This is a genomic window from Streptomyces sp. NPDC086777, assembly GCF_040702065.1.
Classification (GTDB): Bacteria; Actinomycetota; Actinomycetes; order Streptomycetales; family Streptomycetaceae; genus Streptomyces.
Window position 1 is genome coordinate 185,536 of the sequence record NZ_JBFBJI010000010.1, and the last position, 13,231, is coordinate 198,766.

A 13,231-nucleotide genomic window follows, 5' to 3' on the forward strand; every position below is an offset into this window, starting at 1 on the left:
TGCGAAGAAGACCCTCTGGCATATGCCAGCGGAATGACCCGACCGCCGGACCTCGGGTGATCGAGCGTTCACTTCCTGTAGCCGGGGGTCGGCGCGGGAAAACCTTTACGGCGCCGACGGTGGAATTATCTACAGCACCGCGCCGAGGAACTCCCTGGTCCGCTCGTGCTCGGGCTCGCTGAAGATGCGCTCCGGCGGGCCCGCCTCGATGACCCGGCCCGAGTCGAACATCAGGACCTGGTCGGAGATGTCCCGGGCGAAGTTCATCTCGTGGGTCACGCAGAGCATGGTGATGTCGGTGCTGCGGGCGATGTCCCTGAGCACGTCGAGGACGCCCGCGACCAGCTCCGGGTCGAGCGCCGAGGTCACCTCGTCGAGGAGCAGCACCTTGGGGCGCATGGCCAGCGCCCGCGCGATCGCCACCCGCTGCTGCTGGCCGCCGGAGAGCCGGGTCGGCCTGGCGTCGCACTTGTCGGCGAGGCCCACCAGGTCGAGCAGGTCCCGGGCGCGTGCCTCCGCCTCGTCCTTGGGCAACCCGAGCACGGTCACCGGGGCCTCGGTGATGTTGCGCAGCACGCTCATGTTCGGGAACAGGTTGAACTGCTGGAACACCATCCCGATCTGCTTGCGGACCTCCCGCCGCTCCTTCTCGGACGCCGGGAAGAGCCGCTGCCCGTCCACGGTGATGGTGCCCGCGTCCGGCTCGGTCAGGGTCATCAGCAGCCGCAGGATCGTGGTCTTGCCGGAGCCGGAGGGACCGATCAGGGTGACGTGCCGGCCTGCCTGCACGGCGAGGTCGAGCCCGTCGAGGACGGTGTTGTCCCCGAACCGCTTGGTCACCCCCTCGATGCGGATCAGCTCGTCGGACGCGGTCCCGGCGGTATGCGGCTGCTTGCTGGTGTCAACGGACAAGGCGACGCTCCAGGGTGCGCAGAAGGACGGAGGCGAGGTAGGAGATGACGATGAAGGCGACGCCGATCACCGTCACCGGCTCGGTGAACTGGAAGTGCTGCTGGGAGAAGAGCCGGGCCTGGCCGAGCATCTCCAGCACGGTGATCGACATCAGGATCGGCGTGTCCTTGAGCATCGAGATCACGTAGTTGCCGAGCGGCGGCACCACCCGGCGCACCGCCTGCGGCAGGATGACCGCGAACCAGGTCCGTCGGGCCGGCAGGCTGAGCGCGGTGGCGGCCTCCCACTGCCCGGCCGGGACGGCCTCGATACCGGCCCGGTAGACCTGCATGGTGTACGTCGAGTAGTGCAGGCCGATCGCGAAGACCCCGGTGGTCAGCGCGGAGAACGTCAGCCCCCACTCGGGCAGCACGTAGAACAGGAAGAACAGCTGCACCAGCAGCGGGGTGTTGCGCACGAACTCGGTCACCACCCCGACCGGCCAGCGCACCCAGCGCGTGGGCGTCCGCATCAGCAGCGTCCACACCAGCCCCAGCGTGAACGAGATCAGCGAACCCAGGGCCAGCGCCTGCAGGGTGACCCACAGGCCGTCCCAGAAGTGCGGCATGAACGCGCGTACGGCACTCCAGTCCCACGTCACGCGACACCACCGACCCTGGTCGTCTCCCTGCGCTTCACCGCACGCGCCTCACGTTCGTTCCCCGGGTTCTTGCCGATGCCGGCCTTCAGCCGCTTCTCCAGACCGCGCATCAGCCGGGTGATGACGAACGCGATCACGAAGTAGACGATCAGCAGGTACGTGTAGATGTGCGCGCTCTCCTGCAGGGCCAGCCGCACCAGGTTCCCGCTGAACGCCAGGTCGCCCATGCCGGTGATGGACACCAGCGCGGTGCCCTTGAGCAGCTCCACGAGCAGGTTGCAGTAGGACGGGATCATCTCCGGCACCGCCTGCGGCAGCAGGATCAGGCGCAGCCGCTGCCAGGGCGTGAAGCTGAGTGCGATCCCGCCCTCCTTCTGCGCCGGGTCGACCGCGTTCAGCGCCCCGCGCACGATCTCCGCGCCGTACGCGCCGTACGTCAGGCCGAGCGCGAGCGTCCCCGCCCACATCGGCACCAGCTGCCAGCCGAAGGCGACCGGCAGCACGAAGAACACCCAGAAGATCATCACCAGCGCCGAGGTGCCGCGGAACACCTCGGTGTAGAAACCGGCGAGGAACCGGACGAACCAGAGCCGGTTCGTCCGTGCCACGCCCACCACCAGCGCCACGGCCGTCATCAACAGCCCGCTGAACACGAGCAGCTGAACGGTGGTCCAGACGCCCCTGAGTACGAGGTCCCACAGTCCCGAGGTCATCCGCTCTTCCCTCCCCCGCACAGCTCCTTGGCCGTCAGGTCGGTCATCTCGGCCTCGGTGAAGCCGAACGGGCGCAGGATCCGGAACAGTTCGCCGCTCTTCTTCAGCTTGCGCAGCTCCACGTTGAAGGCGTCCCGCAGCTTCGTCTCCGCCGACCGGAACGCGAACGCGCCCCCGTCCACGTGCGGTTTCCCGCCCACCAACGGCGCGAAGGCCTCGGTGGCCTCCGCCTTCGCGGACTTGCGGACGACGGAACGCGTGGTGAGCGCCGTACCGGCGAAGACGTCGACACGCCCCGCCTCCACGGCGTTCAGCCCGGCGACCTGGTCGGGGACGATCAGGATGTCGCTCTCCTTGTACCCGGCCTCGACGGCGTACTGGATCTCCGCGTACCCGGTCCCGGTCGCGAACTTCGCCTTCTTCCCGACGACGTCCTTGTAGTCGTGCAGCCCCTTGGGATTGCCCTTGCGCACGATGAACGAGTCGAGCATCTGGTAGTCGGGATCGGCGAAGATCACCTGCTCGCAGCGCTCCGGGTTGACGTACATCCCGGCGGCCACGACGTCGAACTGCTGCGAGTTCAGCCCGGGTATCAGCGAACCGAACTCGGTCGGCACCGGCTGGACCCGGTCCACCCCGAGCCGCTTGAAGACGGCCTTCGCCAGCTCCGGCGCCTCACCGGTCAGGTGCCCGTCCCTGTCGATGTACCCGAAGGGGATCTCACCGGCGATGCCGAGCCGTACCACACCCTGGGCGCGCAGCCGTTGCAGCAGGTCGCCTCCGTCGGTGCCGGCCGCGGAGGCGACGCGCGTGCAGCCGGCGGCGCCGAACGCCCCGAGTGCGCCGACCGCGGCGGCACCCGCGAGGACGGCCCGCCGACTGTGTCTGGATTCGTGCCCTGATGTGTCTGATTCGTTCCCGAGTGGTGGAGCCATGGCGGCGCGGCTACCCGACCCCAACCGACTTATGCACCATGGAAGGCATGACCGAACGATTCATCGAAGTCTCGCTGGTCAGCCGCGGCGTCACCGCCAGGGCCAGGCTCCTGGACGACCGCGCCCCCGTCACCTGCGCCGCCGTCTGGGACGCCCTGCCGCTGTCCGGCGACGTCTACCATGCCAAGTACGCGCGCAACGAGATCTACGCCCTTTTCCCGCCGTTCTCCCCGACGGAACCACCGCTGGAGAACCCGACGGTCACACCCGTCCCCGGCGACCTGTGCTACTTCTCCTTCGCCGGCACCGAACTGGCCACCAAGGCCTACGGCTACGACCGCGAGCCGCCCCCCGGCACCACGGTCGTCGACCTGGCCCTCTTCTACGAACGCAACAACCTGCTGCTCAACGGCGACGTGGGCTGGGTCCCGGGGATCGTGTGGGGGCAGGTGGTGGACGGACTGCCGGACCTGGCCGACGCCTGCAACGACCTGTGGCGCAACGGAGCGGCAGGCGAGCAACTGGCGTTCCGGCCCCTCTGACCGGGATCTGCGGCGTCCGCCTTCAGCGCCTTCCACCGCCGCTCACCCGTATCTCCGCCGCGACGGTGCCCAGCCGCGACGGTGCTGCCCGGCGGGGCCGAACCCGACCGGGCCGTCGCGCTGCCCGCTCTTCTCCCGCCTTCTCCTGCGGTGCTGCCGCCTGTTTCCTCGCGGGGTGTCGGTCTCTCTTCTCCGCCGCCACGGCGCTAGGCCGCGACGGCGCTGCCCGGCGGCGCCGTGGCCACCCCGGCCTCGTACAGGGCGTGGGCCGTGCGCAGGACCAGGTCGTCGCGGTGGCGGGCGGCCACGAGCTGGAGGCCCACCGGCAGGCCGTCGGCGTCCGTGCCGACCGGGACTGTCGCCGCCGGCTGCTGGGTCAGGTTGAACGGGTAGGTGAACGGGGTCCAGCCTGTCCAGCGGCGCAGACCCGAGCCCCTCGGCACCTCCCGGCCCGCCTCGAACGCCGTGACGGGCAGGGTGGGCGTGACGAGGAGGTCGTACGACTCGTGGAAGAGCCCCATCCGGCGGCCCAGGTCCGTCCGGACGTCCACCGCGGCCAGGTAGCCCAGCGCGGACAGGCGGGCGCCGGTCCCGCAGATCTCCCGCAGCCCCGGGTCGAGGGACTCCCGCTGCCCGGACGAGAGCCGCTCCGTGACCCGGGCGGCACCGGCGAACCACAGCGCGTGGAAGGCCTCCACCGGGTCGCTGAAGTCCGGGTCGGTCTCCTCGACGTACGCCCCGAGTTCCGCGAGCCCAGCCACTGCCCGGCGTACCGCGGCCGCGACCGCCGGATCCACCGCGACCTGACCGCCGAGCGTGGGTGAGAAGGCCACCCGCAGGCCGTGGACACCACCGGCCAGGCCGGCCACGAAGGAGCCCGGCGCCGGGCCGAGGGCGGACCAGTCGCGGGCGTCCGGACTCCCGATCACGTCCAGCAGCAGCGCCGCGTCGGCCGCGTCCCGGGTCATCGGGCCCACGTGGGACAGCGTGCCGAAGGCGCTCGCGGGGTAGAGCGGGACCCGGCCGTACGTCGGTTTCAGGCCGAAGATCCCGCAGAACGCGGCCGGGATGCGCACGCTGCCGCCGCCGTCCGTGCCGAGGGAGAGCGGACCGGCTCCCAGGGCGACCGCCGCCGCGCTGCCGCCGCTCGAACCGCCCGCGGTGCGGGAGACGTCGTACGGGTTGCGGGTGATCCCGGAGAGCGGGGAGTCGGTCACGCCCTTCCAGCCGAACTCGGGCGTGGTGGTCTTCCCGACGAACACCGCGCCGTGCTCGCGCAGCCGGGCGACGGACGGTGCGTCCTCGTCCCAGCTCCCGGACGCCGAGATCGTCTTCGAGCCGCGCAGGGTCGGGTGGCCGCGCAGGAGGAGGATGTCCTTGACGGTCACCGGCACGCCGTCGAGCAGCCCCCGCGGCTCGCCCCGCCGCCACCGTTCCTCCGACGCCCGCGCCTGCGCCAGGGCGTCCTCCTCGGTGAGCCGCACGAACGCGTTGACCTCCGGCTGGATCCGCGCCGCCCGGTCCAGGACCGCCCGGACCGCCGCCACCGGGCCGAACTCGCCCTTGCGGTAGCCGTCGAGGAGCTGCAGGGCGGTGAGGTCGGTGAGCTGCATGAGAGGCACCCTCCCGGGAGTCAGTGACCGCGCACGTATCCGCGCTTCTTGTCCACCACGTTCGGCAGAGACCTGCCCACCGCCCACCGTTCGTACAACTCCACGAACTGGGAGCCCAGTTCGTCCCGCCAGCCGACCGTGTCCCCGCTCATGTGGGGCGACACCAGCAGGCCCGGCACCTGCCACAGCGGGCTGTCGGCGGGCAGCGGCTCGGTCGCGAAGACGTCCAGGGCCGCGGCGGCGATCCAGCGCCGGGTCAGCGCCCGGACCAGGGCCTCCTCGTCGACCAGCCCGCCCCGGCCGACGTTGATGAAGCAGGCCGACGGCTGCATCACGCCGAAGCGGTGCGCGTCGAACATGCCGTACGTCTGCTCGGTCAGCGGAGCGGCCGCGATCACCCAGTCCGCGCGGGACATCAGCCGGTCCAGGTCCTCCGGGCCGTGGATGCCGGTACGCGGGACGCGGCCGACGAGGGCCGTGATGACGCCGAGCGCCTTGAGGGTGCGGACGACAGCCCTGCCGATCGGCCCGGTACCGACCACGCACGCACGCGTGCCGGCCACCCGGCGCGCCTCGCGGTGCCGCCAGGTCCGCTCCCGCTGGAGGTCGAGGGTCCGCGGCAGATCCTTGGCGACGGCCAGCACCAGCGCGGCCACGTACTCGGCGATGGGCGCGTCGAAGATCCCGCGCGCGTTGGTGACGACCGTGTCCGACACGGCCAGCTCCGGGCACATCAGGTGGTCGACGCCCGCGCTCGCCGTGTGCACCCAGCCCGGCCGCGGCCCCTCGCCCGGCCAGGCCTCGCGGACGGCGTGCGAGGCGAAGTCCCAGACGAGGAGGACGTCCGCCGCCGGCAGCCGGGCCGCCAGGCCCGCCGCGTCGGTGTGCACGATCCGGGCGCGCCCGGTGAGCCGGCCGAGCCGCGGGGGCGGGTCGGCGTCGAGGACCAGCAGAGTGGGCACGGGTGGTGTCATTCGGGGCGGTCTCCCGGTGTCCGACAGGGTCTGACATGGGCAGATGGAACGTCTCGGATGCGCGGATTGACCACGCTGGCACCCGAACCTACCTTCGTCAACACGGGCGTATCCGTCGACCGTTGCCCCTCGATCTTCAACCTGAGGCCGGTGACTTCCCATGGACGTCTCCTTTCTGGGCGGACCTCGTCCCCAGCGCGGCGTCGGCGTCGTGGCGCCCTTCGACTTCGCGCTCGACCGCGAGCTGTGGCGCTGGGTGCCGGACGACGTCTCCCTGCACCTGACCAGGACACCGTTCGTGCCGGTCGAGGTCGGCCTGGACCTGGCCCGGCTGGTCAGCGAGCACGAGACGCTCGGCGAGGCGGTACGGGCGCTGACCGCGGTCGCCCCCGAGGTCGTCGCCTACGCCTGCACCTCCGGCAGCTTCGTCGGCGGCATCGCGGGCGAGCGGGCGATGTGCGAGGCGATGACCCGTTCCGGCGCGGTGCCCGCCCTCACCACCTCCGGGGCGCTCCTCGACGCGCTGACCGAGCTGGGCGTACGACGGCTGGCGCTGGTCACGCCGTACACGGTCTCGGTGACCCGGGTCCTGGAGGAGTACGTCGCGGAGGCGGGCGTACGGGTCGCCGGCTGCGCGTTCATGGGGCTGACCCGGCACATCTGGCAGGTGCCGTACCGGGACGTGGTGGCCATGGCCCGGCAGGCGGTAGGGCCCGGGGCCGCCGACGCCCTGTTCATCTCCTGCACCAACCTCCCCACCTACGACGTCATCCCCCAGCTGGAGGCCGAGCTGCGGATACCCGTCCTGTCGGCCAACCAGGTCACGATGTGGGCGGCGCTGCGCAGGCTGGGTACCCGAGCGGTGGGCCCTTATCAGGCGCTGGTCCGTCACCTGGACGAACCGGCGGCTGCGCGTGACTGGCCCGTACTGCCGGAAGAACAGCAGGAAGGGTGGACATGACAGCGCTCGGACTCCTTTATCCGGGGCACTCCGCGGAGGACGACTACCCCCGTATCGAACAGCTCCTCGGCAGCGACATCCGGGTGGACGTCGTCCACACCGACATCGGCGAGGACGCGCACCGGGTGGACGCGCTCCGCGAGATGGGCGCCGAGGAACGGCTGGCCGCGGGGGTGGCGGAGCTGCGGCTCGCGGGTGCGGACGCGGTGGTGTGGGCGTGTACCAGCGGCAGCTTCGTGTACGGCTGGGAGGGCGCCCAGCAGCAGGTCCGCGCGCTCGCCCGGGCGGCCGGGATGCCCGCGTCGTCCACGTCCTTCGCGTTCGTGCACGCGGCGCGGGAGCTCGGGGTACGGCGGGTGGCGGTCGGCGCGACCTACCCCGACGACGTGGCGTCCCTCTTCGTCGACTTCCTCCGGGCCGGGGGCCTGGAGGTGACCGGCGTGCGGTCCTCGGGGATCGTGACGGCGGCGGAGGTGGGGACGTGGGGGGAGGAGGAGGTCCTGACCCTGGCGCGGGCCGCGGACGCGCCGGAGGCCGAGGCGGTTCTCCTCCCGGACACGGCACTGCACACGGCGGCGCACGTGTCCCTCCTGGAGAAGGCCCTGTCCAAGCCGGTGCTCACCGCGAACCAGGTGACCGTCTGGGAGGGCCTCCGCCTGGCCGACCGCCGCGTCAACGCCCCGTCCCTCGGCACCCTGTTCACCCGCGAACCCCTGGTCCAGGCCTGACACCCCCCGGCCCCCAAAAAAACCTCGCCCACCCACCACCCGACTCGGCCGACCCAAAAGGCGAGGAGAGCACCTCGGCCGGTTGGAAGGCGGGGTGGGTGCCGGGGGCGGTGGAGAGGCGAGGCGGGCGCCTCGGCCGACTGAAAGGCGAGGCGGGCGTCCGGGGCGGCTGAGAGGCCAGGTGGGGAGCTCGGCCGATGAAAGGCGAGGCGGGCGTCCGGGGCGGTGGAGAGGCCAGGTGGGGAGCTCGGCCGGTTGGAAGGCGAGGTGGGTGCCGGGGGCGGTGGAGAGGCGAGGCGGGCGCCTCGGCCGACTGAAAGGCGGGGCGGGTGTCCGGGGCGGTGGAGAGGCCAGGTGGGGAGCTCGGCCGGTTGGAAGGCGGGGCGGGTGTCCGGGGCGGTTGGAGGGGGCGGGCTCTTGGTGCCGGGTGTCGCAGTTTGCCAAGGGGCGCGGGGAACTGCGCGACCAGCCCCCACGCACCCGCACCCGCACCCACACCGGCACCTACACCCGCCCCCGCACCCGCACCCGCACCCGCACCACCTTCCCCGCGTCACCGAGGAACGGCACGGCCCCCCGCACGTCACCTGGGAACCCGCCGGAATAAACGGAGACCTCCTCCTGTTACCCACGGCTACAAGCTCACGGCCGCAATTCAGGAGGCTCTCACCGTGTCGGCAGACGAGATCCGGGGCATCACGCACGGGACCGCCCCCGTCCCCCTCTCCGTACTGGACCTGGTGACCGTCGGCACCGGCAGCACCGCCACCGACGCCCTGCGCACCAGCGCCTCGCTCGCGCGGCTCACCGAGGCCCGCGGCTTCCACCGGTACTGGGTCGCCGAGCACCACTCGATGCCCGGGGTGGCCTCCTCCTCACCCGCCGTGATCCTCGCCCACCTCGCCGCCCACACGGAGCGGATCCGGCTCGGGTCGGGCGGCGTCATGCTGCCGAACCACGCGCCGCTCGTCATCGCCGAGCAGTTCGGCACGCTGGAGGCGCTGGCGCCGGGGCGGATCGACCTGGGGCTCGGCCGGGCGCCGGGGACGGACGGGGCCACCGCGGCCGCGCTCCGCCGGACCCAGACCCTCAACGAGGGCGCCGACGACTTCCCGCAGCAGCTCGCCGAGCTGGTCCGGTTCCTGGACGACGACTTCCCGGACGGGCACCCGTACCGGAGGATCCATGCCATCCCCGGGCCGGTGCAGAGCACTGCCCCCGGCGGGGTGCAGTCGCCGCACCGGCCGCCCGTCTGGCTGCTCGGCTCCTCCGGGTTCAGCGCCCGTCTGGCCGGCATGCTCGGGCTGCCGTTCGCCTTCGCGCACCACTTCTCCGCGCAGAACACCGTCCCGGCCCTCGACCTGTACCGCGAGACCTTCAGCCCGTCCGCCGTCCTCGACGAGCCCTACGCGCTCATCGGCGTCTCCGTCCTCGCCGTGGACGAGGAGCGCGAGGCGCAGCGGCAGGTGCGGGCCGGTGCGGTGAACATGCTGCGGCTGCGCACCGGGCGGCCGGGTCTATTCCCCGACCCCGACGACGTCGAGAAGCACGAGTTCTCCCCGATGGAGGAGGAGTTCGTGCACTCCTGGACCGCCAACATCGTGCACGGCACCGCCGACGAGGTCCGCGCCGGCCTCGACGACCTGCAGAAGCGCACCGGCGCCGACGAGCTGATGCTCACCACGCACGCCCACCGCGGCGAGCTGCGCCTGCGCTCCTACGAACTGGTCGCCGACGCCTACGGTTTGCCGACCGGGGCGTCCGCGTAGGTCCTGGTGTCCAGCAGCTCGGAGATACGATCCGCCGTCACCGGCCGGGAGTAGAGCCACCCCTGGCCGGTGTCGCAGCCGATGTGCCGGAGCCGGGAGGCCTGGGCCGAGGTTTCCACGCATTCCGCGGTGACGGTGAGGCCGAGGCGGTGGGCCAGCTGGATCATCGCCTCCACCACGACCTCGTCGGCCGGGTTCGGCCGGTCACCGGGGTCGTCGTACTGGAAGCCCCGGACGAAGGAGCCGTCCAGCTTGAGGACCGAGACCGGGAGCCGGCTGAGGTAGGCGAGGTTCGAGTAGCCGGTGCCGAAGTCGTCGATGGCGATGCGCACCCCCATGTCGCTGAGGGCCTGGAGGGCCTGGAGCGGGCGGCCCGCCGAGCCCATGACCGCCGACTCCGTCAGCTCGAGCTGGAGCAGGTGCGGGGCCAGGCCGGTCTCGGCCAGCGTCTCCGCCACGTCCGCGACCAGGTCGGAGTCCCAGACCTGGCGGACGGCCACGTTCACGCTGACGAAGATCGGCGGCTCGCCGGGGTGGTCCAGCTGCCAGCGGCGGGCCTGCCGGCAGGCGGTGGTCAGGGCCCAGCGGCCGAGCGGGACGATCGAGCCGTCCTCCTCCGCCAGTCCGATGAACCGATTCGGCGTCAGCGTGCCGAACTCCGGGTGGTGCCAGCGGACCAGGGCCTCGACACCGTTGAGCCGGCCGTCGCCCATGCCCACCAGCGGCTGGTACTCCAGCACGAACTCGCCGCGCTCGATGGCCGGGCGCAGGGTGGAGGAGAGCGCCTGCCGGGTCACCAGGTGGGCGTTGCGCTCCGGGTCGAAGAGCGTCCAGCGGGACTTGCCGTCGGCCTTCGCCCAGTAGAGCGTCGTGTCGGCGGCCTGCATCAGACCGGTGGCCGTGGTACCGGCGGCGTGCCGCTCGACCACCCCGATCGACGCGGACAGCGACAGCCGCTGGCCGGCCAGGTCGAACGGCGCCTGGAGGGCCGCCAGCGCCGACTCGGCCAGATCGGCCAGCTGTTCCGTGCCCGTGGAGTCCTCGACCAGGAGGGCGAACTCGTCGCCGCCGAGCCGGGCCACCAGCGGGGCGCCGGCCCGCGCGAAGCCGGCCTCGTCGGCGACCCGGGTCAGCCGCTCGGCCACGGCGGCCAGCAGGCGGTCGCCGACCCGGTGCCCGAGGGTGTCGTTGACCGCCTTGAACCCGTCCAGGTCCAGGTAGCACAGGCCGATCCGGCCGGTGCCGCTCTGCTCGTACGACTCCGCCTCCAGCGCGGCCGACAGCCGCTCGAAGAACAGCGTCCGGTTGGGCAGCCGGGTCACCGGGTCGTGCATCTGCAAGTGCCGCAACCGGGCCTGTAGTTCGCGGCGGGCGCTGATGTCCGAGACCGAGATCAGCACGCCCGGCACGTCCTTGGCCAGCGGGGCGATGGTGACCTGGGTCCAGACCGAGTGCCCGTCGGGGTGCTTCAGCCGGCGGGTGCAGCGCAGCCTCGCCTGCCGGCCGCGCAGCACCTCGCGGTAGGCGTGCCAGGTACGGGCGTCGGAGGCCAGGTCCACCAGGTCCGCGGCGATCCGCCCGGGCAGCCCGGCCTGATCGGCGCCGATCAGGACGGCGAACGCCTGGTTGGCGGCGGTGACCAGCCCGTCGCCGTCGACCACGGCCATGGGCAGCGCGGCGGCCGCGAAGACGTGCTCGTAGGTCGTCGGTGCTGTCTTCTCGTCGGTCTTCTCGTACGACTTCCGGTAGGTGTTGTCACTCTCTGTGACGGCGGACCGGTCGAGGTCTGCCGCGGGCGTCGGCCCTTCGGACGTTCCGCTCACCGCTCGCTCCCGCAGTGCACTCGATCTCTGTCCGTGCAGGAAAGTGTGCCGATCATAGAGGCTGGCCCGAGGGCCTTCCAGCCACTGTCCAGTGTCCCCGATGAACCGGCGATTCTGACAGATCGTTTCTGCCCGCACCTGGACGGGTTCTTGAGTCGTATGACCACTTGTGACGTTCCGTTAGCGTCCCGGGGTGTCGGCCGTTCGGGTCTGCCTGTGGTGAGCAGGTGGTTCCTCACCCTTCTGGTGCAGATAAACAGGTCATAAGGTGACAAACTCGCAGAGGCTGGGTGCGGTGTCCCGCGAACCGCCCCCGGAGGTCCTTCCGTGCCGCGTCTCCTGCTGCGCAGTTCCGCCGCCGTGTTCACCACGATGTCGGCGCTCGTCGCGACGACGATCCTGACCGGGCCGTCGTCCGCCGAGCCGTTCTCCACGGCCCCCTGCGCCCTGCACCGCACCGCCGCGCACCACTCCGAGGGCCTGGACACCTGGAACCCCGACTACACGCGCCCCACCCACCCGCTTTCGGCCGTGATGGTGTTCCTCTCCTTCCCGGACGCGGTCCCGCAGACCACGCCCGCGGAGCTGACCGCCGACCACTTCCCGGCCACCAGCCGCTACTACGAGCAGGCCTCCTACGGGAAGTTCACCATCCACCCGCACCCGCTCACCCACTGGCTGCGGATGCCCCGGCCCTCGGCCGCCTACGGCATGAGGCGCGACTGGAGCGTCCCGCTGCGGGCCGCCTACCTGCGGGACGCGTTCGCGGCGGCCGATCCCGAGGTCGACTTCTCGCGCTACGACATCGTGTACCTGGTGGCCGACCCGGACGCCCCCGGCGTCGACTCCGACGCCACGAAAGTGGTCAACCTCGACACCCCGGTGCACGTGGACGGCACCGACGTCCGCCGGGTCGTCACGGTCTTCGAGAAGCATCCGCCGGACCGGCTGGTTCTCGCCCACGAGACCGGGCACGTCTTCGACCTCCCCGACCTCTACCACCGCCCGGTGGACGGCAAGGGCGACTGGGACACGTACGTCGGCGACTGGGACCTGATGGGCAGCCAGTTCGGGCTCTCCCCGGACCTCTTCGCGTGGCACAAGTGGAAGCTCGGATGGCTGGATCCGCGTCAGGTGGTGTGCGTCCGGGGGAGCGCGCCGACCCGGCTGACCCTGGAACAGCTCTCCGCCGGGCCCGGCGCGGCCGCGCGGGGTGCGGCCGGCGCCCCGGCCTTCGGGCTCGGCGACGGCACCAAGCTGGCGGTGGTGCGCACCGGGCCCGACACGGCGCTGGCCTTCGAGGCGCGCGACGCGTCCGGCAACGACAGCGCGGCCTGCCGGCAGGGCATCCTCGTCTACCGGGTCCGCGACGAGACGGCCTCCGGCAACGGGGCGATCCAGGTGGTCGACGCCCATCCGCGCACCGAGGCCTGCTGGGAGAACTCGGTCTACCCGCCGCTGGCCGATGCCCCGGTCTCCCTCGGCGAGAGCTTCACCGTGCCGGGGGACGGCGTGCAGGTGGCGGTGGAGGGGCGGACGGCGTCCGGCGCCTGGAACGTGAAGATCACACCGGCGAAGCCGGACTGAACCCCGGCGGCTGCACCCTGTCGGCTGATTCCCG

12 protein-coding genes are annotated in these 13,231 nt (G+C 71.9%); 5 read left to right on the forward strand and 7 right to left on the reverse strand.

Going from position 1 to position 13,231, the window contains the following annotated elements; translation table 11 throughout:
* Positions 1 to 129 precede the first annotated feature (129 nt).
* The 4 genes from AB0472_RS16910 to ehuB are packed head-to-tail and all read right to left on the reverse strand — an operon-like array spanning position 130 to position 3,200.
* Positions 130 to 912, reverse strand: a complete 783-nt coding sequence (locus AB0472_RS16910; protein ID WP_366357216.1) for an amino acid ABC transporter ATP-binding protein — start codon at positions 910 to 912, stop codon at positions 130 to 132.
* The gene (gene ehuD, locus AB0472_RS16915) at positions 902 to 1,552 is read right to left on the reverse strand and encodes an ectoine/hydroxyectoine ABC transporter permease subunit EhuD (protein WP_366357217.1); all 651 of its coding nucleotides are present in this window, start codon (positions 1,550 to 1,552) and stop codon (positions 902 to 904) included. The genes AB0472_RS16910 and ehuD overlap by 11 nt, the downstream gene beginning before the upstream one ends.
* The gene (gene ehuC, locus AB0472_RS16920; RefSeq protein ID WP_366357218.1) at positions 1,549 to 2,265 is read right to left on the reverse strand and encodes an ectoine/hydroxyectoine ABC transporter permease subunit EhuC; all 717 of its coding nucleotides are present in this window, start codon (positions 2,263 to 2,265) and stop codon (positions 1,549 to 1,551) included. Before ehuC ends, ehuD begins: the two co-directional genes overlap by 4 nt.
* Positions 2,262 to 3,200 carry an ectoine/hydroxyectoine ABC transporter substrate-binding protein EhuB gene (ehuB, locus tag AB0472_RS16925; protein ID WP_366357219.1) on the reverse strand — a complete coding sequence of 313 codons (939 nt, stop codon included), beginning with the start codon at positions 3,198 to 3,200 and terminating at the stop codon, positions 2,262 to 2,264. The genes ehuC and ehuB overlap by 4 nt, the downstream gene beginning before the upstream one ends.
* A gap of 47 nt (positions 3,201 to 3,247) precedes the next feature.
* Between ehuB and AB0472_RS16930 the strand changes: the two genes are divergently transcribed.
* Positions 3,248 to 3,742, forward strand: a complete 495-nt coding sequence (locus AB0472_RS16930; RefSeq protein WP_366357220.1) for a DUF3830 family protein — start codon at positions 3,248 to 3,250, stop codon at positions 3,740 to 3,742.
* 206 nt (positions 3,743 to 3,948) lie between these two features.
* Here AB0472_RS16930 and AB0472_RS16935 read toward each other — a convergent pair whose 3' ends face one another.
* The gene (locus AB0472_RS16935) at positions 3,949 to 5,355 is read right to left on the reverse strand and encodes an amidase (protein ID WP_366357221.1); all 1,407 of its coding nucleotides are present in this window, start codon (positions 5,353 to 5,355) and stop codon (positions 3,949 to 3,951) included.
* Between the two features lie 20 nt (positions 5,356 to 5,375).
* Positions 5,376 to 6,329, reverse strand: coding sequence for a D-2-hydroxyacid dehydrogenase (locus AB0472_RS16940; protein ID WP_366357222.1), 954 nt, complete (start codon positions 6,327 to 6,329; stop codon positions 5,376 to 5,378).
* Between the two features lie 160 nt (positions 6,330 to 6,489).
* Between AB0472_RS16940 and AB0472_RS16945 the strand changes: the two genes are divergently transcribed.
* From AB0472_RS16945 to AB0472_RS16955, 3 genes are all read left to right on the forward strand, one after another.
* Positions 6,490 to 7,290, forward strand: a complete 801-nt coding sequence (locus tag AB0472_RS16945) for an aspartate/glutamate racemase family protein (protein WP_366357223.1) — start codon at positions 6,490 to 6,492, stop codon at positions 7,288 to 7,290.
* Positions 7,287 to 8,018, forward strand: coding sequence for a decarboxylase (locus AB0472_RS16950; RefSeq protein ID WP_366357224.1), 732 nt, complete (start codon positions 7,287 to 7,289; stop codon positions 8,016 to 8,018). The genes AB0472_RS16945 and AB0472_RS16950 overlap by 4 nt, the downstream gene beginning before the upstream one ends.
* Positions 8,019 to 8,689: 671 nt before the next feature.
* Positions 8,690 to 9,787: an LLM class flavin-dependent oxidoreductase gene (locus tag AB0472_RS16955; RefSeq protein WP_366357225.1), complete on the forward strand. Its 1,098-nt coding sequence runs from the start codon at positions 8,690 to 8,692 to the stop codon at positions 9,785 to 9,787.
* Here AB0472_RS16955 and AB0472_RS16960 read toward each other — a convergent pair.
* Positions 9,757 to 11,610, reverse strand: a complete 1,854-nt coding sequence (locus tag AB0472_RS16960) for an EAL domain-containing protein (protein ID WP_366357226.1) — start codon at positions 11,608 to 11,610, stop codon at positions 9,757 to 9,759. The genes AB0472_RS16955 and AB0472_RS16960 overlap by 31 nt on opposite strands.
* A gap of 372 nt (positions 11,611 to 11,982) precedes the next feature.
* Between AB0472_RS16960 and AB0472_RS16965 the strand changes: the two genes are divergently transcribed.
* Positions 11,983 to 13,197: a M6 family metalloprotease domain-containing protein gene (locus AB0472_RS16965; protein ID WP_366357288.1), complete on the forward strand. Its 1,215-nt coding sequence runs from the start codon at positions 11,983 to 11,985 to the stop codon at positions 13,195 to 13,197.
* Positions 13,198 to 13,231 lie beyond the last annotated feature (34 nt).

Excerpts from the sequence above, each read along its gene's own strand:
- ehuC (WP_366357218.1), bottom strand. The coding sequence starts at position 2,265 with ATGACCTCGGGACTGTGGGACCTCGTACTCAGGGGCGTCTGGACCACC.
- ehuB (WP_366357219.1), bottom strand. The coding sequence starts at position 3,200 with ATGGCTCCACCACTCGGGAACGAATCAGACACATCAGGGCACGAATCC.
- AB0472_RS16930 (WP_366357220.1), top strand. The coding sequence starts at position 3,248 with ATGACCGAACGATTCATCGAAGTCTCGCTGGTCAGCCGCGGCGTCACC.
- AB0472_RS16935 (WP_366357221.1), bottom strand. The coding sequence starts at position 5,355 with ATGCAGCTCACCGACCTCACCGCCCTGCAGCTCCTCGACGGCTACCGC.
- AB0472_RS16940 (WP_366357222.1), bottom strand. The coding sequence starts at position 6,329 with ATGACACCACCCGTGCCCACTCTGCTGGTCCTCGACGCCGACCCGCCC.
- AB0472_RS16945 (WP_366357223.1), top strand. The coding sequence starts at position 6,490 with ATGGACGTCTCCTTTCTGGGCGGACCTCGTCCCCAGCGCGGCGTCGGC.
- AB0472_RS16950 (WP_366357224.1), top strand. The coding sequence starts at position 7,287 with ATGACAGCGCTCGGACTCCTTTATCCGGGGCACTCCGCGGAGGACGAC.
- AB0472_RS16965 (WP_366357288.1), top strand. The coding sequence starts at position 11,983 with ATGTCGGCGCTCGTCGCGACGACGATCCTGACCGGGCCGTCGTCCGCC.